The sequence below is a fragment of the Bacillus cabrialesii genome, assembly GCF_004124315.2.
GTDB lineage: Bacteria > Bacillota > Bacilli > Bacillales > Bacillaceae > Bacillus > Bacillus cabrialesii.
Genome location: NZ_CP096889.1, coordinates 1896559 through 1917734 on the forward strand (window position 1 = coordinate 1896559; position 21176 = coordinate 1917734).

General features: G+C 41.6%; 25 protein-coding genes and 1 pseudogene. 22 read left to right on the forward strand and 4 right to left on the reverse strand.

Annotated elements, in window-relative coordinates:
* Positions 1 to 85 precede the first annotated feature (85 nt).
* Both EFK13_RS09480 and EFK13_RS09485 read left to right on the forward strand, forming a co-directional pair.
* A complete protein-coding gene (locus EFK13_RS09480) occupies positions 86 to 793 on the forward strand; it encodes a poly-gamma-glutamate hydrolase family protein (RefSeq protein WP_064813996.1) in 708 nt (235 codons plus the stop codon).
* Positions 794 to 867: 74 nt separating this feature from the next.
* A complete protein-coding gene (locus tag EFK13_RS09485; RefSeq protein WP_129505640.1) occupies positions 868 to 1320 on the forward strand; it encodes an OsmC family protein in 453 nt (150 codons plus the stop codon).
* Between the two features lie 12 nt (positions 1321 to 1332).
* Here EFK13_RS09485 and ebrB read toward each other — a convergent pair whose 3' ends face one another.
* The 3 genes from ebrB to EFK13_RS09500 all read right to left on the reverse strand — a co-directional run bounded on the left by ebrB (position 1333) and on the right by EFK13_RS09500 (position 2408).
* Positions 1333 to 1686 (reverse strand): multidrug efflux SMR transporter subunit EbrB, encoded by a 354-nt coding sequence (ebrB, locus tag EFK13_RS09490; protein ID WP_129505639.1) that lies wholly within the window; start codon positions 1684 to 1686, stop codon positions 1333 to 1335.
* Between the two features lie 13 nt (positions 1687 to 1699).
* On the reverse strand, positions 1700 to 2017 hold the full coding sequence (ebrA, locus tag EFK13_RS09495; protein ID WP_129505638.1) for a multidrug efflux SMR transporter subunit EbrA: 318 nt from the start codon (positions 2015 to 2017) through the stop codon (positions 1700 to 1702).
* A gap of 142 nt (positions 2018 to 2159) precedes the next feature.
* Positions 2160 to 2408 carry a hypothetical protein gene (locus EFK13_RS09500; RefSeq protein ID WP_129505637.1) on the reverse strand — a complete coding sequence of 83 codons (249 nt, stop codon included), beginning with the start codon at positions 2406 to 2408 and terminating at the stop codon, positions 2160 to 2162.
* 89 nt (positions 2409 to 2497) lie between these two features.
* Between EFK13_RS09500 and EFK13_RS09505 the strand changes: the two genes are divergently transcribed.
* From EFK13_RS09505 to EFK13_RS09545, 9 genes are all read left to right on the forward strand, one after another.
* Positions 2498 to 2911, forward strand: a complete 414-nt coding sequence (locus tag EFK13_RS09505; protein WP_129505821.1) for a YmaF family protein — start codon at positions 2498 to 2500, stop codon at positions 2909 to 2911.
* Positions 2912 to 3010: 99 nt separating this feature from the next.
* Positions 3011 to 3955, forward strand: coding sequence for a tRNA (adenosine(37)-N6)-dimethylallyltransferase MiaA (gene miaA, locus EFK13_RS09510; protein ID WP_129505636.1), 945 nt, complete (start codon positions 3011 to 3013; stop codon positions 3953 to 3955).
* Between the two features lie 39 nt (positions 3956 to 3994).
* Positions 3995 to 4216 (forward strand): RNA chaperone Hfq, encoded by a 222-nt coding sequence (gene hfq / locus EFK13_RS09515; protein ID WP_003221097.1) that lies wholly within the window; start codon positions 3995 to 3997, stop codon positions 4214 to 4216.
* A gap of 180 nt (positions 4217 to 4396) precedes the next feature.
* Positions 4397 to 4669 carry a YmzC family protein gene (locus EFK13_RS09520; RefSeq protein WP_129505635.1) on the forward strand — a complete coding sequence of 91 codons (273 nt, stop codon included), beginning with the start codon at positions 4397 to 4399 and terminating at the stop codon, positions 4667 to 4669.
* Positions 4670 to 4750: 81 nt separating this feature from the next.
* Positions 4751 to 4981, forward strand: coding sequence for a hypothetical protein (locus tag EFK13_RS09525; RefSeq protein ID WP_129505634.1), 231 nt, complete (start codon positions 4751 to 4753; stop codon positions 4979 to 4981).
* 243 nt (positions 4982 to 5224) lie between these two features.
* The gene (gene nrdI, locus EFK13_RS09530; RefSeq protein ID WP_064814003.1) at positions 5225 to 5617 is read left to right on the forward strand and encodes a class Ib ribonucleoside-diphosphate reductase assembly flavoprotein NrdI; all 393 of its coding nucleotides are present in this window, start codon (positions 5225 to 5227) and stop codon (positions 5615 to 5617) included.
* Positions 5577 to 7679 (forward strand): class 1b ribonucleoside-diphosphate reductase subunit alpha, encoded by a 2103-nt coding sequence (gene nrdE / locus EFK13_RS09535; protein WP_129505633.1) that lies wholly within the window; start codon positions 5577 to 5579, stop codon positions 7677 to 7679. The genes nrdI and nrdE overlap by 41 nt, the downstream gene beginning before the upstream one ends.
* Before the next feature lie 17 nt (positions 7680 to 7696).
* On the forward strand, positions 7697 to 8686 hold the full coding sequence (gene nrdF, locus EFK13_RS09540; protein WP_129505632.1) for a class 1b ribonucleoside-diphosphate reductase subunit beta: 990 nt from the start codon (positions 7697 to 7699) through the stop codon (positions 8684 to 8686).
* A gap of 49 nt (positions 8687 to 8735) precedes the next feature.
* Positions 8736 to 9356: a hypothetical protein gene (locus EFK13_RS09545; protein ID WP_129505631.1), complete on the forward strand. Its 621-nt coding sequence runs from the start codon at positions 8736 to 8738 to the stop codon at positions 9354 to 9356.
* Positions 9357 to 9420: 64 nt separating this feature from the next.
* Here EFK13_RS09545 and cwlC read toward each other — a convergent pair whose 3' ends face one another.
* On the reverse strand, positions 9421 to 10188 hold the full coding sequence (gene cwlC / locus EFK13_RS09550) for a sporulation-specific N-acetylmuramoyl-L-alanine amidase (RefSeq protein WP_129505630.1): 768 nt from the start codon (positions 10186 to 10188) through the stop codon (positions 9421 to 9423).
* Between the two features lie 807 nt (positions 10189 to 10995).
* Between cwlC and spoVK the strand changes: the two genes are divergently transcribed.
* The 11 genes and pseudogenes from spoVK (at position 10996) to EFK13_RS09600 (ending at position 21115) form a co-directional block, all read left to right on the forward strand.
* Positions 10996 to 11964: a stage V sporulation protein K gene (gene spoVK / locus EFK13_RS09555; RefSeq protein ID WP_129505629.1), complete on the forward strand. Its 969-nt coding sequence runs from the start codon at positions 10996 to 10998 to the stop codon at positions 11962 to 11964.
* Between the two features lie 132 nt (positions 11965 to 12096).
* The gene (gene hflX / locus EFK13_RS09560) at positions 12097 to 13359 is read left to right on the forward strand and encodes a GTPase HflX (RefSeq protein ID WP_129505628.1); all 1263 of its coding nucleotides are present in this window, start codon (positions 12097 to 12099) and stop codon (positions 13357 to 13359) included.
* Between the two features lie 17 nt (positions 13360 to 13376).
* On the forward strand, positions 13377 to 14642 hold the full coding sequence (locus EFK13_RS09565; protein WP_129505627.1) for a methionine gamma-lyase family protein: 1266 nt from the start codon (positions 13377 to 13379) through the stop codon (positions 14640 to 14642).
* A 109-nt stretch (positions 14643 to 14751) separates the two neighbouring features.
* Positions 14752 to 15159 (forward strand): transcriptional repressor GlnR, encoded by a 408-nt coding sequence (glnR, locus tag EFK13_RS09570; RefSeq protein WP_003238341.1) that lies wholly within the window; start codon positions 14752 to 14754, stop codon positions 15157 to 15159.
* 58 nt (positions 15160 to 15217) lie between these two features.
* Positions 15218 to 16552 (forward strand): type I glutamate--ammonia ligase, encoded by a 1335-nt coding sequence (gene glnA, locus EFK13_RS09575; protein WP_129505626.1) that lies wholly within the window; start codon positions 15218 to 15220, stop codon positions 16550 to 16552.
* A 697-nt stretch (positions 16553 to 17249) separates the two neighbouring features.
* Positions 17250 to 17974, forward strand: a pseudogene (locus tag EFK13_RS09580) (replicative DNA helicase); the annotation flags it as partial.
* Positions 17975 to 18111: 137 nt separating this feature from the next.
* The gene (locus tag EFK13_RS09585; RefSeq protein ID WP_240034904.1) at positions 18112 to 18312 is read left to right on the forward strand and encodes a sigma factor-like helix-turn-helix DNA-binding protein; all 201 of its coding nucleotides are present in this window, start codon (positions 18112 to 18114) and stop codon (positions 18310 to 18312) included.
* A 530-nt stretch (positions 18313 to 18842) separates the two neighbouring features.
* Positions 18843 to 19208: a glycoside hydrolase family 32 protein gene (locus tag EFK13_RS21080; protein ID WP_129505625.1), complete on the forward strand. Its 366-nt coding sequence runs from the start codon at positions 18843 to 18845 to the stop codon at positions 19206 to 19208.
* Between the two features lie 49 nt (positions 19209 to 19257).
* Positions 19258 to 19467 (forward strand): hypothetical protein, encoded by a 210-nt coding sequence (locus tag EFK13_RS21085; protein ID WP_283107664.1) that lies wholly within the window; start codon positions 19258 to 19260, stop codon positions 19465 to 19467.
* Between the two features lie 26 nt (positions 19468 to 19493).
* Complete coding sequence (locus EFK13_RS09595) at positions 19494 to 19886, forward strand: hypothetical protein (RefSeq protein WP_129505623.1); 393 nt, start codon at positions 19494 to 19496, stop codon at positions 19884 to 19886.
* A 266-nt stretch (positions 19887 to 20152) separates the two neighbouring features.
* On the forward strand, positions 20153 to 21115 hold the full coding sequence (locus tag EFK13_RS09600) for a LacI family DNA-binding transcriptional regulator (RefSeq protein WP_129505622.1): 963 nt from the start codon (positions 20153 to 20155) through the stop codon (positions 21113 to 21115).
* Positions 21116 to 21176: the final 61 nt, after the last annotated feature.

Here is a 21176-nt window from a genome sequence, read left to right on the forward strand (position 1 = left end):
GATATAGTGTATACAATGGTAAGATAAAACCTATTGACTAAACCTCATATAATGAACCGTGTCATTCTTATGAAAGGAGTTAAACATGAGAAGATTTCTATTAAATGTCATATTCGTCTTAGCAATTGTCTTATTTCTGAGATATGTTCATTACTCATTAGAACCTGAACCATCTAATCAGCCAGATACATATTCAAATTTCAGCAGCTTGGCAGAGAATGAGAGCCCAGCTGATTATGATATTTCATATAATGAGAAAAAAGGAAGCAAAGTCTTAATAATGTCTCCGCATGGCGGAAGAATTGAAGGCGGAGTAAGCGAGCTTGTGCGGTATTTCAATAATGAATACTCTACATACCTGTTTGAAGGTTTCAAGTCACAAGATAACCAAACCCTGCACATTACCAGCACCAACTTTGATGAGCCATTGGCTGAAAAGAAAATCAAAGAGCATCAATATGTTGTCGCTTTTCACGGATATAAAGGGGAGAGCAAGAATACACTTGTTGGAGGAACAGACCGAAAGCGGGCGAAAATGATCGTAAGAGCCCTTGAGAGAAGAGGGTTTTCCGCCGAGTTAGCGTCGTCTAAAAGCGGTCTTGCTGGGTTGAATGCCGAAAACATTAACAACCAAGGGGAGACGGGGCTGAGTATCCAGCTTGAAATCAGCCGAGAGCAGAGAGAAGCATTTTTCGATGATTTTTATTATAAAAATAGGAAATACACAAAGAACAGTGAATTTTATGCTTATGTCCGTGCGATCAAAACTGTCCTTGAAAATGAGTATTCGTAACAAGCAGATCAGAAGACAAAATAAGAGAAGATCAGTAGACTGAAATAGGATCATAAAAGGAGGAAAAACATAAGATGGCAGATCACCATTTTTATTTAAAAGCGAACTGGCCGGGTAACCGCAATGACGTCGGTACGATCGAAAGCGGAAACTTAATCACGTCTATCTCCATTCCGAAAGAAATGGATGGCCCGGGAGAGGGAACCAATCCAGATGAAATGCTTCTCGGGGCGGCAGCGACCTGTTACATTATTACACTTGCTGCGATGATGGAAAGAAGCGGGCTGGTAAAAGACGACTTGCAGATGGAGTCAGAAGGGATTGTCGATGTCACAAAAGGAGTCTTTACATATAAAAAGATCATTCACCGTCCATCTGTCGTGCTCAAACATGATGCTTCAAAAGAAGACGTCGCATTGGCGCACAAGCTTTGTGAAAAGGCGGAGTCGTCATGCATGATTTCACGCGCGATTCAAGGAAATGTCGAGCTGCAGCTTGAAGCTTCTGTAAAACGGGCTGGTGAATAAAAAAACAGACGGTCACTCACAGGCCGTCTGTTTTTGATCTTTAGCAGGAGCTTTCGACTGATTTAACACGACTACGCCTGCAATGACTAGCGTGAGTCCGAACACTCCCTTTAAGCTGATGGTTTCGCCAAAAAGCAAAAACCCGATAATGGCTGTAAGCGCCGTTCCAACGCCCGACCATGTCGCATACGCGCTTGATAAGTCAATTGTTTTTAAAGAAAAACTTAGAAAGGTAAAAGCAGAAAGAAACCCGGCAATGACTCCGACTATGGGCCAGGCTTGTGTAAATCCTTCTGAAAGCTTCAGCATTGTACTCCCGAAAACCTCAGATATAATGGCAAGAGCCAAATAAAGAAATCCTTTCATGATCATCACTCCTTTACTGCCAGTTAAGCAACACGACCCCTGATAGTAATAAAAGAATCCCGATAAGCCCTTTGAGATTCAGTTCTTCCTTGAACCATTTTACTCCGATCACTGTCGTCAGCACAGTGCCCGCACCGCTCCAAGTGGCATAGGAGAGGCTGAGGGGGATATGATTTAAGGTCAGCGACAGCATATAAAAGGCGAGGGAATAGCCAATCACGACCAAAGCGCTTGGCTTCCATTTTTTGAAGCCGTCAGATACTTTCAGCATGGCCGCTCCTATCGATTCCGAGCATATGGCAATCGTGAGGAATATGTAACCTATCAACATCGCAAATTCTCCTCACTTCAGCTGTTTTTTTAGATGAAAAAAAGATCTTCAGCTAGAAAAATATTAGTGTATGCCTATGTATGAGTCAAGAGATTCATTTTTGCCCACTTAAAAAGGCCCCTTTTGAAGAGGCCTTTTGTGTTTAATAGTAGTAAGGGAATGGGGCGTACGGATAATAGGGATATCCGCCATAAAAATAAGGATTAAATAAAGCGCTTCCGACAAGCCCGCCAACTAGGCCGCCGAAAAAAGGCCCCCCGTAAAAACCGAATGGCCGGCCAAACCCAAATCCAGGTCTTCCAAACCCGTAGCCGAATCCAGGTCTTCCGAATCCGAAAGGTCTTCCAAATATTCTTGTATCTTCAGCACTGAAATTATCTAACTCGTTCATGTTTTCTTTCCTCCTGTAATAAAGTGTAGATGATGCAGTGTATTCAGCCTACCTGGATTTGATTGGGCGAACCGAGGAAAGAGAAGGATGTGAACACATTGAGCCTGTATCAGTCTGACTGGTCAAAAGCACCGCCCCACGCACATGCTTATCATGTCAAAACGACGAGAGAACAGGGACATTATCATCTCATAGAAGGATTTACCCAGCCGGCAAACGGATCGAATACCGATCAGCATACACATTACTTTACAGGGATCACTTCTTTTGACAACGGCCATTTTCACCGGTATTACGGAATCTCAGGCCCGGCGATTCCCTTAGCAGACGGCACACATTATCACGAACTTGAGGAAACGACGTATCTGGCTTATAACAGGCCGATTGAGATCCAGTACGGAGGCGTTGTATATTCTCACGGAGATGACGGAAGAAAAACGCATCGCCATGCCCTGAAAGGAAAGACGAGGGAAATTGTCGGCAATGAGCCGTTCGGCTGGTAGGTGGATGTTTACCAGGGCAAAAAAAGGGCAAAATGGATAGGTGGTTGTACATGATGAATGCTATAATGGGGGGAGATTTATAAAAGAGAGTGATACATATTGAATAATACGAAGCAGCCCGTTGTCATTTTAGTCGGACCGACGGCAGTGGGAAAAACCAATTTAAGTATACAGCTAGCCAAATCTTTGAACGCGGAAATTATCAGCGGAGATTCAATGCAGGTTTATAAAGGGATGGATATTGGAACTGCTAAAATCACCGAACAGGAGATGGAGGGAGTGCCCCATCATCTGATTGACATTTTAGATCCCCAAGATCCCTTTTCCACCGCCGATTATCAAGGCTTAGTGAGAAACAAAATCAGTGAGATTGCAAAAAGAGGAAAGCTTCCGATGATTGTCGGTGGTACAGGGCTCTATATACAATCTGTGCTGTACGATTATACATTTACGGAAGAGGCGAACGATCCTGCGTTTCGAGAGAGCATGCAAATGGCTGCGGAGCGGGAGGGCGCTGAATTCCTTCATGCCAAACTTGCTGCGGCAGATCCCGAGGCAGCTGAGGCGATCCATCCGAATAATACAAGAAGAGTCATTCGCGCGCTGGAGATTTTACATACGTCTGGAAAAACGATGTCTCAGCATTTGAAGGAGCAAAAACGAGAGCTCCTCTATAATGCAGTGTTAATCGGGCTGACAATGGATAGAGATACGCTCTATGCAAGAATTAATCAGCGTGTTGATATGATGATGGAGGCCGGTCTTCTTCCGGAAGTGAAACGCCTTTACGACAGGAACATAAGAGACTGTCAATCGATACAGGCGATAGGCTACAAGGAGCTATATGCATATTTTGACGGTTTAGTGACACTTTCTGATGCCGTCGATCAGCTTAAGCAGAACTCAAGGCGGTATGCGAAACGCCAGCTGACGTGGTTTCGCAACAAAATGCAGGTTACCTGGTTCGATATGACACTGCCCGTTGATATGGAGCTGAAAAAAAAGGAAATTTTCACACATATAGCAGGAAAACTCGAACTTTAATCGAAACTGTATGATATAGAGAATCAAGGAGGACGAAACATGAAACCGATTAATATTCAGGATCAGTTTTTGAATCAAATCCGGAAAGAAAATACGTATGTCACTGTTTTTTTGCTGAATGGCTTTCAGTTGCGGGGCCAGGTGAAAGGCTTTGATAACTTTACCGTATTGCTGGAATCGGAAGGTAAGCAGCAGCTTATATATAAACATGCGATCTCAACGTTTGCGCCGCAAAAAAACGTCCAGCTTGAACTCGAATAGATCAAAAAATGCCATGTATACACATGGGGAGGCTGTCGGGGGAATCCCGGCAGCCATTTTTAAAATGAACCACGTTTTTGTAAGCTGACGATGCCAAGGCATGGTCTTTTTTTATGAGATCAACATATGCAGGGCTAAATCGAATATCATGTAAAAATCTGAATCTGGGAGTGACGTATCTTGTTTGAAAGTGAAGCAGAACTGAGACGAATCAGGATTGCGCTTGTATGGATAGCCGTATTTTTACTGTTCGGGGCGTGCGGGAACCATGATACCATTATTGAAACAGACAGCGGCAATTCGGGCGAGGAAACGCCTCAGCCGACCTCGTTCCCGCTTGAACATAATCATTTTGGCGTTATGGAGGACGGCTATATCAAAATTTATGAGTATAATGAATCCCGCAATGAGGTAAAGCTGAAGAAAGAATATGCGGATGATGAGCTTGAATAAAATTCACAAGCATCCGAATTTACAAAGCGGATGCTACCCGCTAAACTAAATACAGACACAGATCAAACAGAGGGTGAAAAAATGAAGCATAAAGTGATCGTGAATCATTGGGAAGAAATCTGCGAAGATGATTCTTGCTATGAATACGGAACAAGCATCATTGTAAACGGAAAAGAATTAATCAGAGAAGCGTCAATTATCAGCGCCTTGAAGGCGGTTTTAGAAGAGATCGGTGCGGAAGTGGAAATAGAAGAAACAGTAGAGAGCGAAAAATGCTGTGATAGCTTAAGAAAAAAAAATCTAGACTACTAAGCAGTTTTTTTTCATGTTATGATATACATCGGCTTAAAAACGACACCCCGAGTAGGACGAGAGATGATTCTCGTTCTGCTCTCTTTTTTGGGCCCTTATGAGGCTGCCTATTTGCCTGATTTGATCAAAATATGAATTTTTCATAAAAACGAATCTATATATTGTGTTTTTGCTAGAGGTTAGTATACTATATATAGTGTTAGTGATGAGAGATTCATATTTTTTGATAGGTCGTGATAAAACGTGGTACAAATCATATTTGATTCGAAAACAGGGAATGTTCAGCGGTTTGTGAATAAAATAGGCTTTCATCAGATACGCAAGGTGGATGAGATTGACCACCTGGACACTCCGTTTGTTTTGGTCACCTACACGACAAACTTCGGCCAGGTACCGGCATCAACACAATCATTTCTCGAAAAATACGCCCATCTCTTATTAGGAGTCGCTGCGAGCGGCAATAAAGTATGGGGCGATAACTTTGCAAAAAGCGCCGATACCATTTCAAGACAATATCAGGTGCCGATCTTGCACAAATTTGAACTCAGCGGCACATCTAAAGACGTTGAATTGTTTACTCAGGAGGTAGAAAGAGTTGTCACAAAATCAAGTGCCAAAATGGATCCAGTTAAATAACGAAATCATGATCCAAAAAGATGGAAAATTCCAGTTTGATAAGGATAAAGAGGCTGTACATAGCTATTTTGTAGATTATATCAATCAAAACACAGTTTATTTTCACGATTTAAAAGAGAAGCTGGATTATTTGATTGAAAACCAATACTACGAAGAGGAATTCTTAAGCCTTTATTCTTTTGAAGACATTAAAGCAGTGTTTAAGACAGCTTACGCTAAGAAGTTTCGTTTTCCTTCCTTCATGAGTGCGTTTAAATTCTATAATGACTATGCTTTGAAAACGAATGACAAGAAAAGAATCCTCGAGCGTTATGAGGACCGGATCTCAATTGTTGCGCTGTTCTTCGCAAACGGCGACACTGAGAAAGCAAAGGAATATGTGAACCTGATGATCAATCAGGAATATCAGCCGAGCACACCGACATTTTTGAATGCCGGCAGAAAACGCCGCGGTGAACTTGTGAGCTGCTTCCTGCTCGAAGTTAATGATTCTTTAAATGACATTTCACGAGCGATCGATATCTCCATGCAGCTTTCTAAGCTTGGCGGAGGGGTTTCTCTTAACCTGTCCAAGCTTCGCGCGAAAGGTGAAGCCATTAAAGATGTTGAAAATGCCACAAAAGGCGTTGTAGGCGTCATGAAGCTTCTTGATAACGCGTTCCGTTATGCTGACCAAATGGGACAAAGACAAGGGTCCGGCGCGGCGTACTTAAACATTTTCCACCGCGATATCAATGATTTTCTCGATACGAAAAAGATCTCAGCGGATGAAGATGTGCGCGTCAAAACGCTTTCTATCGGTGTTGTCATTCCGGATAAGTTCGTTGAGCTTGCGCGTGAGGACAAGGCGGCTTACGTATTTTATCCGCACACGATTTATAAAGAGTACGGCCAGCACATGGATGAGATGGACATGAACGAAATGTACGACAAATTTGTCGACAACCCTCGGGTGAAAAAGGAAAAAATCAACCCGCGGAAATTGCTTGAAAAACTGGCGATGCTTCGTTCTGAATCAGGCTATCCATACATCATGTTCCAAGATAACGTGAATAAAGTGCATGCGAATAACCATATTTCCAAGGTGAAATTTTCTAACCTTTGCTCTGAAGTGCTTCAGGCATCTCAAGTTTCTTCATACACAGACTATGATGAAGAAGATGAAATCGGTTTGGATATTTCCTGCAACCTGGGCTCGCTTAACATTCTCAACGTCATGGAACATAAATCAATCGAAAAGACAGTTAAGCTTGCGACAGACTCGTTAACACACGTGTCTGAAACGACTGATATCCGCAATGCGCCTGCTGTAAGACGGGCAAACAAAGCGATGAAATCAATCGGTCTCGGCGCTATGAACCTTCACGGCTACCTTGCGCAAAACGGCATTGCGTATGAAAGCCCGGAAGCGCGTGACTTCGCAAACACGTTCTTTATGATGGTGAACTTCTACTCCATCCAGCGTTCTGCGGAAATCGCAAAAGAGAAGGGCGAAACGTTTGATCAATACGAAGGATCAACCTATGCGACAGGTGAATACTTCGACAAATACGTTTCAACTGATTTCTCACCGAAATACGAAAAAATCGCCAACCTGTTTGAAGGCATGCATATCCCGACGACAGAGGACTGGGAAAAGCTAAAAGCATTTGTCGCTGAACACGGCATGTATCACAGCTACAGATTATGCATTGCGCCGACAGGCTCTATCTCATACGTTCAATCAAGCACGGCGTCTGTTATGCCGATTATGGAACGGATTGAAGAAAGAACATACGGCAACTCAAAAACGTACTACCCAATGCCTGGGCTTGCATCTAATAACTGGTTCTTCTATAAAGAAGCCTACGATATGGACATGTTCAAGGTTGTAGATATGATCGGGACTATCCAGCAGCACATTGATCAGGGAATCAGCTTCACATTGTTCTTAAAAGACACAATGACGACTCGTGATTTAAACCGAATCGATCTGTATGCGCATCACAGAGGAATTAAAACCATTTACTATGCAAGAACGAAAGATACTGGGCAAGACAGCTGCCTTTCTTGTGTTGTTTGATTAAAGGAGAGTTTATAGTGACAAAAATTTATGACGCAGCAAACTGGTCAAAGCATGAAGATGATTTTACCCAAATGTTCTATAACCAAAACGTGAAACAGTTCTGGCTTCCGGAAGAGATTGCTTTAAACGGCGATCTCCTCACATGGAAGTATCTCGGGAAAAACGAGCAGGACACTTATATGAAGGTACTTGCCGGACTTACTCTTCTTGATACAGAGCAGGGGAATACGGGAATGCCGATCGTGGCTGAACACGTAGACGGCCACCAGCGGAAAGCGGTGCTGAACTTTATGGCGATGATGGAGAACGCTGTCCATGCGAAGTCATACTCTAATATTTTCATGACACTGGCACCGACTGAAACGATTAATGAAGTCTTCGAATGGGTTAAACAAAATAAATATTTGCAGAAAAAAGCGCAAATCATCGTCGGACTTTACAAAGCCATTCAAAAAGATGACGAGATTTCACTGTTCAAAGCGATGGTTGCTTCCGTCTATCTGGAAAGCTTCCTGTTCTACAGCGGTTTCTACTATCCATTATATTTCTACGGACAAGGTAAACTGATGCAAAGCGGTGAAATCATTAACCTGATCCTTCGTGATGAAGCGATTCACGGCGTCTATGTTGGTCTCCTCGCTCAGGAAATCTATAATAAGCAGACAGAAGAGAAAAAAGCAGAGCTTCGCGAATTTGCGATCAACCTTCTGAATGAGTTATATGAAAATGAGCTTGAGTATACAGAGGATTTGTACGATCAAGTCGGACTCTCACACGATGTAAAGAAATTCATCCGCTATAATGCCAATAAAGCGCTGATGAACCTTGGATTTGATCCATACTTTGAAGAGGAAGACATTAATCCGATCGTTTTAAACGGATTAAATACGAAAACAAAATCACACGACTTCTTCTCTATGAAGGGGAACGGTTATAAAAAAGCGACAGTTGAGCCGCTCAAAGACGATGACTTTTATTTTGGAGATGAAAAAGAGCAGATATAATATCTGCTCTTTTCGGCTTGAAGATTCAAATGAGGAGGACGCAGTACCCATGGGAAAAATGGACGAAATGATTTTGGTCGCCCCGCGAGACGACGTGTTTAAGAAAGAAAGCTTAACCTTTCAGGGCGTGAACAGTGAAGATAGCAGAGTAGCAGAAATCATGGCTCAGATCGAGGCAGGCTATCGCGAAATGAGAAGGGGAGACGCAGAAGAAGATCCTCATTACAAGCAGCCGATTCCTTATGTCGTCATTAAGCGAGAAGATGAAGTTTTCCTTTACGAGCGGCTTGCTGGCGGAGGGGAATCACGTCTGCACAATAAGCTTTCTTTGGGCTTCGGGGGCCATATGAACGCCATCGAAGGAGCGGCTTCATTTGCTGAAGTTTTAAAGCTGAACACAGATCGTGAGCTTGACGAAGAGCTGCAAATAAATGAAGAGGATAAACAGGCGATTGTCACTCTGGGACTCATCAATGATGATGAAAACAGTGTCGGCGAAGTGCATATCGGTATTCTTTCTGCGCTTCAATTAATGCCAGGTTCACACGTGGAAGTAAAGGAGAAAGAACAAATTGCGGGAAGATGGATGAAAGTCTCTGAATTAAAACAGGACGACATCTATAACCGTCTGGAAACATGGTCACAATTTGTTGTTGATATTCTTGAATAAAAAAACCCGGTTTCTCGTGATGAGGAGCCGGGTTTTTTTTATGAGGCGCTTGTCCGCGTCTCAATTATGACTCTAGAATGACAACCGCGTCAAAGCCGGCATTCTCTGCTCTGGCAGCAAGCGCGTCTGCATTGTCTTTGGATGAAAAAGCGCCGATCTGCACTTTGTATAATCCGTCCCTTAAAACGACAATCGTGTCAAAGCCTTTAGCTTCGGCACTGCTTGCGAGTGAGTCCGCATTCGCTTTCACTTTAAAAGCGCCGATTTGAACCTTATATAACCCTGAGCTGGATGTTTTTTTAAGATTCAATGCTTGCTCCAGCCCGCTTGCATGGCCTCTCGCTAAGCTTTGAATAAAGCTGCTTGTTTTCAGCTTATTTGCATCTGCGAGGGTATCAATGAACCCGTTCTCGGTCAATAGAGCAGGCATTGCCGACTCCCTTAGGACATGGAAGTTTGCTGTTTTTTTGCCGCGGTCGGCAAAATCGACAGCTTGTATCACTTCAGAGTGAATCGCTGATTGGTAAGTTGTTGTCGGGGCACCCACACCCGGATAAATATAGCTTTCAAAACCTGTACCGCCTCCGGAATTAACGTGGATGGACAAAAAGAAATCTGCTCCCCAGTTATTTGCGGCATTTGTCCGGTCAGTTAAACTGACATATTGGTCGCTTGTCCGGCTCAGCAGCAAAGAAATCCCTTCATACTCATTTGTCAATATTGTACGTAAAGCTAAAGCGATTTGAAGAGTTAACGTTTTTTCTTGAAGGCCATTTCCTGTTGCACCTGGATCAGACCCTCCATGGCCAGGATCAATAAAAATCTTAACCATTCTCCATCACCTCATTACAGGATATGAAAAAACACGGCTTCTGCTTGTACGATTATCATCCGTCTGAAAAATGAGGAAATAACCCTCTCACATGCGGAAATTATTTCTCGGGAAAGCGCACAATTCAACATGAAGCGACAGCAAATACGATCTGAATGCAAAAATGTGTTTTATACTCAATCCATCCATCGTTCTTCATTTAGGAGCAGGCATTTAAATGTAGAATGTTCGGGCGAAGCTCCTTGCATATGCTGATCAAGAAAAAGAGAACGGAGCCGAGTCGTCAAAAAGACATCTCATTATAAATGCAAGAAAAAATTGTGCCGGGTATCTTAATCGAATGAGGCCGGCAAATGAAAAATGATCAATATGCTGACATATGTGTGCGTGCGCGTCAAACCTTTGCTTCAAGCCTGTTCAAAACCAAAAGCTGCATGCCAAACAGGGTGCGCTGCGGACAAAATACAGCTTTGGGTGAGATATCCCGCTTCCGGCAAAGTTATAGAAAAATGAGGGGTTTCAATCGATTCTTTTGAACCCGATATGGAGAAAATAGTGATCAAGAGGTGTAGATGTCATAGAAGTATCACCCTATTCATAGATGGGTGATCTGACAAAATTGTTAAAAACAAAATCTTTTGGTTTGTCCACCCCATGTCCGTGAATACAATAAGAAATAAAGTATTTCTCGGGAAAGCGCAAGATTCCTTATCATTCCCGAAAAAAGCAATTGTTTCGACACATGATAGGCGTTTGTCACAAACGGCATCCGCTTGAATATCATATAGAGAGAACAGAGAGGTGAAAATGTTGGAGCGCGCTGTGACTTATAAAAACAACGGACAGATTAACATTATTCTTAACGGGCAAAAGCAGGTGCTGACGAATGCTGAGGCAGAGGCGGAATATCAAGCTGCATTGCAAAAAAACGAAGCAAAGCACGGCATTTTGAAGGAAATCGAAAAAGAGATGAGCGCACTGGTTGGGATGGAGGAAATGAAACGCAACATCAAGGAAATATACGCCTGGATTTTTGTGAACCAAAAACGCGCGGAGCAAGGCCTGAAGGTGGGGAAGCAAGCGCTGCACATGATGTTTAAAGGAAATCCGGGAACAGGCAAAACGACGGTCGCGCGGCTGATCGGCAGGCTGTTCTTTGAAATGAATGTCCTGTCAAAAGGCCACTTAATAGAAGCGGAGCGGGCTGATCTGGTCGGGGAATATATCGGCCATACCGCCCAAAAGACGAGAGATTTAATCAAAAAGTCATTAGGCGGCATTTTGTTTATAGACGAAGCCTATTCGCTGGCAAGAGGCGGCGAAAAGGACTTTGGGAAAGAAGCGATCGACACACTTGTAAAGCATATGGAAGACAAACAGCATGAGTTTATTTTGATCCTCGCCGGATATTCTCGGGAAATGGATCATTTTCTCTCATTAAATCCCGGCCTCCAGTCAAGATTTCCCATCTCCATTGATTTTCCGGACTATTCTGTCACCCAGCTCATGGAGATTGCGAAGCGAATGATCACTGAAAGGGAATACCAGCTCAGTCAAGAAGCGGAATGGAAATTGAAAGATTACTTAATGACAGTGAAAAGCACGACAAGTCCCATTAAATTCAGCAATGGCCGTTTTGTCAGAAATGTGATCGAAAAATCGATCAGAGCGCAAGCCATGAGGCTTTTAATGGGCGATCAATACTTAAAAAGCGACTTGATGACCATTAAAAGCCAAGATCTTTCCATTAAAGAAGAAGCATCTGGCTCTGTATAGGCCTCTCAGTTTTCGAGAGGTCTGTTTTTTGCTGTATTTCTTGCTTTTCAAAGCAATCGATTTGTGGTATACACATGCAGGGTTTGGTATGATAATACTACTGCCCAATATGCAAAAGAAAGGAACATCCATTTGAACGAACAGGAAACAAGACAGGAGAAAGCTATTTTAGTCGGATGTCAGCTGCCGCATATCACGGATGAGCATTTTGAGAATTCTATGGAAGAGCTAGCATCTCTGACAAAAACAGCAGATGGAAAAGTATTAACCAGCGTCACACAAAAACGGAACAGAGCAGACGCCGCTACATATATAGGAAAAGGGAAGGTCGAAGAGCTGAAGGCACTTGTGGAAGAGCTTGAAGCTGATCTCCTTATCTTTAATGATGAGCTGTCGCCAAGTCAGCTGAAATCATTAGCAACAGCGATTGAAGTGAAGATGATTGATCGCACGCAATTGATATTAGATATTTTTGCAAAGCGTGCGAGGACGAGAGAAGGCAAACTTCAGATTGAGCTGGCTCAGCTGCAATATGCACTTCCGCGTCTGACGGGGCAAGGGATCAATCTCTCCCGGCAAGGCGGAGGAATTGGAGCGAGAGGTCCCGGAGAGACAAAACTGGAAACCGACCGCCGCCATATCAGAAATCGCATTCATGAAATCAACACGCAGCTTTCGACTGTTATTCGCCATAGAAGCCGATACCGTGAAAGAAGAAAGAAAAACGGTGTGCTTCAAATTGCGCTTGTCGGATATACAAACGCGGGAAAATCAACATGGTTCAACCGCCTGACAAGTGCGGACAGTTATGAAGAAGACCTCCTCTTTGCCACACTGGACCCGATGACCAGAAAAATGGTCCTGCCAAGCGGTTACAGCGTACTGCTGTCAGATACAGTAGGATTTATTCAGGATCTTCCGACGACCCTGATTGCTGCATTCCGGTCAACGCTTGAGGAAGTAAAAGAAGCGGATTTGATTCTTCATTTGATAGATTCCTCAAATGAGGATTACGCGGGACACGAAAAAACGGTGCTTCGGTTGCTTGAGGAGCTTGAGGCAGATAACATCCCGATGCTGACGGCTTACAATAAACGTGACCAAAAACTGCCTGATTTTATACCGACCGCCGGAAGGGATCACATTATGGTCAGTGCGAAATTTGAGGCTGACGCTGATACGTTTAAAGAAGCGATTCAGCGCTATTTGCGCCAAGAGCTGTTAACTTCTTTTGAAGCGCGTGTGCCGGCAGGTGAAGGGAAGCTCCTTTCCAGAATCAAATCGGAAACGATGGTTGACCGCTTCTATTTTAATGAAGAAAATGAACGGTATGATATATCAGGCTATGTTCAAGAAGAGCAAAGCATCATCGGTGAATTAAAGAAGTATATGTAGGAAGGACATACAAAAACATGTTTGACACATTAACACACGGAGAATTATTGAAAAAAACGGCAATGGAAGTGGAAGCGGACATTGCCGGTGTTCATAAACAAATAGAAGAAATCAGCGAGCGCAATGAATGGAGAGTGCTTCAAAGCTATAGAAAACACAAAGTAAGCGACACTCATTTCACGCCGTCTACAGGATACGGCTATGATGATATCGGAAGAGATACGCTTGAAAGCATTTATGCGGATGTGTTTGGCGGAGAAGCAGGGCTTGTAAGGCCTCAAATAATATCCGGCACACATGCCATCTCGATTGCTTTGTTCGGTGTTCTCAGACCGGGGGACGAGCTCCTTTATATAACAGGCAAGCCATATGATACGCTAGAAGAAATTGTAGGCGTCAGAGGCGGAGAAAATGCCGGGTCGTTAAAGGATTTTCAAATCGGCTACAATGCGGTTGATCTGACGGAGGACGGAAAAATAGACTATAATGCAGTCGCCGCTGCGATTAATCCAAAGACGAAGGTAATCGGCATTCAGCGCTCAAAAGGATATGCGAATCGTCCATCCTTCTTAATTAGCGAAATAAAAGAAATGATCCGTTTTGTAAAAGAAATCAATGAAAACCTGATCGTCTTTGTGGACAACTGTTATGGAGAATTTGTGGAAGAGCTTGAGCCTTGCCATGTCGGAGCCGATCTGATGGCGGGGTCTCTCATTAAAAACCCCGGCGGCGGTCTTGCGAAAACAGGAGGCTATCTTGTCGGAAAAGCGAAATGGATTGAAGCTTGCTCATACCGTATGACATCACCTGGCATCGGCAGAGAAGCAGGTGCGTCTCTTTACTCGCTCCAAGAAATGTATCAAGGCTTCTTTTTGGCGCCTCACGTTGTATCACAAAGCTTAAAGGGAGCGGTGTTTACCGCGAGATTCCTTGAAAAACTGGGCTTTACTTCAAATCCGAAGTGGGATGTGAAAAGAACAGACTTGATACAATCCGTTGAGTTTTCTGACAGAGAAAAGATGATTGCTTTTTGCCAGGCCATTCAATATGCATCACCGATCAATGCCCACGTGACACCTTATCCAGCCTACATGCCGGGATACGAAGATGATGTCATTATGGCGGCAGGCACATTTATTCAAGGCGCAAGCATCGAATTATCAGCAGATGGCCCTATCCGTCCGCCGTATGTAGCGTATGTTCAGGGAGGATTAACCTATTCGCATGTGAAGAATGCCATTTGCAGTGCAGTGGATTCACTTATGAAAAAGCAATTAATTTAAATTTTTTAAAAATTTCACTGAATTTGATGTTAAGAATCCTTACATCGTATTGACACAAAATATAACATCGCCTATAATGAAACTAAGTTAAGAAAAGGAGGAAATTGAGATGAGTGATAATATTCGCCGCTCAATGCCTTTATTTCCAATAGGAATTGTCATGCAGTTAACGGAGTTATCCGCAAGACAAATTCGATATTATGAGGAAAATGGACTGATATTTCCAGCGAGAAGCGAAGGGAATAGACGATTGTTTTCATTTCATGATGTAGATAAACTGTTAGAAATCAAGCACCTGATAGAACAAGGTGTAAACATGGCAGGAATTAAACAGATTCTGGCGAAAGCGGAAGCCGAGCCGGAGCAAAAACAAAACGAGAAGACGAAAAAACCAATGAAACATGATCTGTCTGACGACGAGCTGAGACAGCTCCTGAAAAACGAGCTCATGCAAGCCGGCCGTTTTCAAAGAGGGAATACATTCCGCCAAGGCGACATGTCCCGCTTCTTTCATTAATCCGTTAGCAACTGTTTTGCTATATACATTTACCTTTTAAGAGGAGGAGTTTTACGAAATGGCAAAGTACACTAGAGAAGATATCGTAAAATTAGTAAAAGAAGAAAACGTCAAGTATATCCGTCTTCAATTTACTGACATTCTTGGAACGATCAAGAATGTTGAAATTCCTGTAAGCCAGCTTGAAAAAGCGCTTGATAATAAAGTCATGTTTGACGGTTCTTCTATTGAAGGATTCGTTCGTATCGAAGAGTCAGACATGTACCTGTATCCAGATCTGAATACATTTGTTATCTTCCCATGGACAGCTGAAAAAGGTAAAGTAGCACGTTTCATCTGTGATATCTACAATCCGGATGGCACACCTTTCGAAGGTGACCCGCGAAACAACTTAAAACGGATTCTGAAAGAAATGGAAGACCTCGGCTTCAGTGATTTCAACCTCGGGCCTGAACCTGAATTCTTCTTATTCAAATTAGACGAAAAAGGCGAGCCGACGCTTGAACTAAACGACAAAGGCGGATATTTCGACTTGGCTCCAACTGACTTAGGAGAAAACTGCCGCCGCGATATCGTTCTTGAGCTTGAAGAGATGGGCTTTGAAATCGAAGCGTCTCACCACGAAGTAGCGCCTGGCCAGCACGAAATCGACTTTAAATATGCAGGTGCGGTCCGCTCTTGTGACGACATCCAAACGTTTAAACTAGTTGTCAAAACAATTGCCCGCAAACACGGCCTGCATGCGACATTTATGCCAAAACCATTGTTCGGTGTGAACGGTTCCGGTATGCACTGCAATCTATCACTCTTCAAAGATGGCGTTAACTCATTCTATGACGAAGGCGCAGATCTTCAGTTAAGTGAAACAGCGAAACACTTCATTGCAGGTATCGTGAAACACGCAACAAGCTTTACAGCGGTAACAAACCCGACAGTAAACTCTTACAAACGTCTTGTTCCCGGCTATGAAGCACCTTGCTACGTAGCGTGGAGCGCGCAAAACAGAAGCCCGCTTATCCGTATCCCGGCTTCCCGCGGCATCAGCACACGTGTTGAAGTACGAAGCGTAGACCCAGCTGCTAACCCGTACCTTGCACTTAGCGTATTGCTTGCTGCAGGATTAGATGGAATCAAAAACAAACTGGAAGCGCCAGCTCCAATCGACCGCAACATCTATGTGATGAGCAAAGAAGAGCGCATGGAAAACGGAATCGTAGATCTTCCAGCAACACTTGCTGAAGCGCTAGAAGAGTTCAAATCAAACGAAGTCATGGTCAAAGCGCTAGGCGAGCACCTATTCGAACACTTCATCGAAGCAAAAGAAATCGAATGGGATATGTTCCGCACACAAGTTCACCCTTGGGAGCGCGAACAGTATATGTCTCAGTATTAATCTTTCAATCCCTTGGCACTATTGGTGTCAAGGGGTTTTTTGATTATTTAACAATTTTAATAACTTAATATAAATCATACACCACCCACAAAACACCCACATAATTGTGGAGATATAATCCTCATACTTATTCATTGAAGCTTTGTCAATCTTTAACCTTTGAGATTACTTAAAAAAATTGATTCTAGGCATGAGCTTTTGCAAGAAACTGAATACGAGAAAGTACGCCGGAATCTAATCAGCTTTCGCCGCTTTAATAAGTTTCCGCCGAAGGTTGTGGACTTGTTGAATGCAAACTCAGCAACGGTTGATCCGATGAATGTAATTCCCTCTGTAGAGGAAACAAAAGAGTATATTGCGAAATGTTGGCTGTCCCTACTGAGTTAACCTAAGGAGCGGGCTTCCATTAAGAAATCAAAAAGAGGCCTTTTTTAGTTCTGATTCTAAAAGGATTGCTTCGCATCTATCAGTCGCATTAAACCGCTCTGTTTGTTCCAGTTCAACATGATTGAACCGGATTTTAAAGGTATCCTGATAGATTTGGTTGCAATCCATCGGTAGCGTTGGTCCGGGCATAAATACTGACTTAACCGATACTGGACCGCCTACCGCCAATATATCCTTTTACGAAAAGCTTATATTTGAGTATTGGCAAAAAAGAGAAATGAGCAAAAACGCGGAGGATATGAAGCAAAATGCCGCTCAGCCATCTGTCGGAAAAACTGCTTTTTGCTTAAACGTTGCGTCAAATTTTATGGGTAGTTCATTAAATCAATATAGCGGCGGCGCAGTAGGTATATTCTCTCTTGAAATGTCACGTAAGCAGCTCTTAAAAAGAATGGCCTCTATTCTCGGAAATATCAATGCAGATGCGATGCGTACGGGGAATTTGACAGCAAATGATTGGAACAAGCTTTCACAAACAAATGGTATTCTCGGTTCTGCAGATCTAAGAATATTTGACCGCCCTGGTGTCACAGTAAATGAGATATGGTCAAAGGCAAGGAAAATGAAACGGGAGTACGCCGGCAGGGATGTCTTGATCATTATTGGTTATTTGCAGCTGATTACAGGATCAGCAAAACATAGGGGGAACAGAACACAGGAAATAGGTGAAATAAGCCGCATGCTCAAGCATATATTAGACATTTGTGTGATCGCTCTTAGTCAGCTTTTAAGGCGCGTAGAACAGCGGCCGGATAAGCGCCCGATGATGTCTAATATTAGGAATCAGGGCAAATTGAACAGGACGCGGATGTCATTGGGTTTCTTTATCGGGATGATTATTATGACAAGGAAAACGAAAGTAAAAACATCATCGAAATCATTATTGCTAAACAGAGAAACGGTTCTCTTGGTACTGTCTCACTGGCGTTCATTAAAGAATACGGCTTGTTCTTAAATTTGGAGCGCAGATTTGACAGTTTGAGATTAATCAATTTAGTTCATATAATTGAAAGAGATAAACTTGTCCTAGACACGAAACAGCACGATGGTTTTGCGGTCATTCTATCCAATGGAGCTGCAAGGATGGTTCCGCTATTCTTGCTGGTCCTCGTATGCCAGAAGAGTATGTGATCAATCAGGAGCCAGATGGAGAGGTAAGCGATTGGGACAAAGAAAGAATTGCTGATGCCCTTTCTATGCTTACTGAAAGAGAAAAAGACATTTTCATCATGCACACTGTGCAAAACATGTCTTTCGAAGAGATCACCCAGTTACTGGACATTAAAAAAAGGAACAGTTCAAAAGAATATTGAACGTTCTCGTTTGAAAATGAAAAATAGAGCAGAACACAGCCTATTCTGTTTAGCATGAATAGGTTGTTTATTTATTGAAACATATATGGTTATAGGTATAATGGTATTGTTTATTGTAACAATGTTGACATTATTTATATAAACTTTTCAAAAAAAATGTGTTAACCGGTTGAAATGAAAAAATAACCTTGTATAATGAGTTTTATAGAAACATGTTAACCGGTTGAAATGATTTGTAAGCGCTATAATTTCCGGTTACCGAACAGCCGGATCATGCTAAGTACTTATTCAAGTGTAGCGTATTGGTATTAAAAGAACCACATAAAACATTGATGGGGGTAAAGGTATTTGGAACGACATACACAAAAATTAAAAAAGTAAACGATTACATTAAAGAATATAGAGATTCTATTAAGGATACAAAACATCGCCAATGTGTTCACTTTGATACACCAATTTGATTAATCTAAATCAAAGGTTACTATCATTTGTTCTACCAATTCAATCCTTGTGCTCCTAAATGGTGATCAATGCATTGGGAGCATGCTAGAAGTAAAGATTTAATTGAGTGGGAACATATGGGCGTAGCTTTAGCTCCAAGTGCATTTTATGATTACGATAATGCTGGAGGGTGCTTCTCCGGAACATCAATCGTTGAAAATGATATGCTCTATGTTTTTTATACTGGAACAGTTTTTAGAAATGGAAAGACAATTCAAACTCAGAACATGGTATATAGTTCTGATGGTATAAAGTTCACTAAATATTCTTTAGAAATGGATTACGAAGGTGGATCAACTGAGAATTTTAGAGATCCTAAAGTTTGGAAAGAAAATGGAACATACTATATGTTAGTAGGGACGTCATTAAATAAAAGGAAATGCTCTTTTATATGAATCAAGTGATTTGTATCAATGAAAAATAAGGGGTCCTATAGTTAAGAATATTTCACAGTATAACTTAGGTACAATGTGGGAATGTCCAGATTTCTTCAGGAGTAAAGATAAATATGTTTTAATGTTTTCACCAATGAATTTAGAAGATAAAACGACTTTATATTTATTGGGCACGATGGATTATAACAGTGGTGAATTTTTGATAGAAGAGCAAAAACAGCTGAATTATGGATTTGATTTTTATGCCCTCAAACATTGATAAAAACGGCCAAAGAATAATGATTGATGGCAGAATGGGTGGAGGTGGATCCTTGGTGGAAAAATTTCGGTCCAACACAGGAGGATAATGGGTGTGGATCAATGAGCTTTCCACAGACAGTAACTTTATCTGAAAATCAGAACGCATTATGTTTTAATTTTGTGCCCGCACTTAATTCATACATCAAAACAGTTATTCAAGAAAAAGAGGTAGTGCTCGAACCTAAACAACCGTATGTTAGAGAAATAGCATCTTGCGATTTTTTACTAGAACTAAATTATGAAAATGAGAATGAAAGTAATAGCTTAACTCTAAAGATTGAAAATAAAGAAAGTAAATTTGTTGAGGTAAGAATTAAAGATAAAATAGTAGAGTTTGAGACAAATGAGGAAGAACTGTATAACCGTGGAAAAATGTAGTATACCTTTTTCAGGAGCAGATGGTTTAAAAATATTATCGGATTCTTCTTCTATTGAAATTATATCTAATAATGGAGAGTTCGCCCTGTCAAGTAATGCTTTTTTAAAGGTATTCGAAAGGTAGCGATAAAAAGCGACAAAAAAGCTATCTTAAAGCAATTAAGTATTAGATCTAGGTAAGCATGTTACTGCTATTATTATTCCTGACGTGTTAATATGGAATCTCAATAATAACATGTCAGGAATAAGGAAAGGTGGTAAATTCTTTGGCAAGTATTAAGGATGTTGCAAAGAAGGCAGGTGTATCTGTTAATACAGTATCACGTGTCCTAAATAATCGCGGGTATTTATCGCAAAAAACAATTGAAGCTGTGAATAAAGCTATTGAGGAATTGAATTATATACCTAATCAAATTGCAAGAAATTTATTTAAACAAAAAACAAATATTGTAGGGGTTATTGTACCCGACGTTAGTCATCCATTTTTCGCTAAAATGGTAAAAGAAATAGATGAGGCATTACACGAAAAAAACTACAAAATGCTCCTATATAATACAACTGATTCAAGTGATAAAGAGTTAGAGAGTTTAAGAATGTTACAAGAGAACAAAGTAGACGGCATTATAATAGGTAGTCACTCTCTAGATATAGATGTATATAACAATATTAATCTACCTATTGTAGCGTTGGACAAATACTTGACTAAAACTATACCAGTAGTTTCTGCAAATCATATACAGGGTGGAGAGTTGGTAGCCAATCACTTGTTACAATATGATTGTCAAAAGGTATTACAAGTAATCGGATATTCGAAAGTGAAAACACCGTCTAATGAACGGCATTACACATTCGAAAAAATAATGAAAGATCATAATGTTGAATGTATTAATTATGAATTAGAGTGGAACCAGTTTAACTTTAAAGACTATATAAAAGTTTCAAATGAAATTTTAGATGTCTATCCAGATATTGATGGCATATTTGCAGTTGATCTAGTTGCTGCAACAATTATGAGGACTGCTTGGGATAGGGGGATATCTATACCTAATGATTTAAAGGTGGTTGGGTATGATGGAACGACAATAGCTGACGTAGTATACCCACCACTCCCGACTGTAAAACAGCCTTACTCTGAGATTGCAACTACGTGTGTAGAAGTTTTAGATAATCTTATAAATAAGCAAGAAAACAGTAAATTACATTACAGAATAGATGTTCATTTGGAATAAATTAATTAAGTGAAAAGGAAGAAAATTAAAGTATGGAGCCATTGGGCCGGCACAAAGTTTG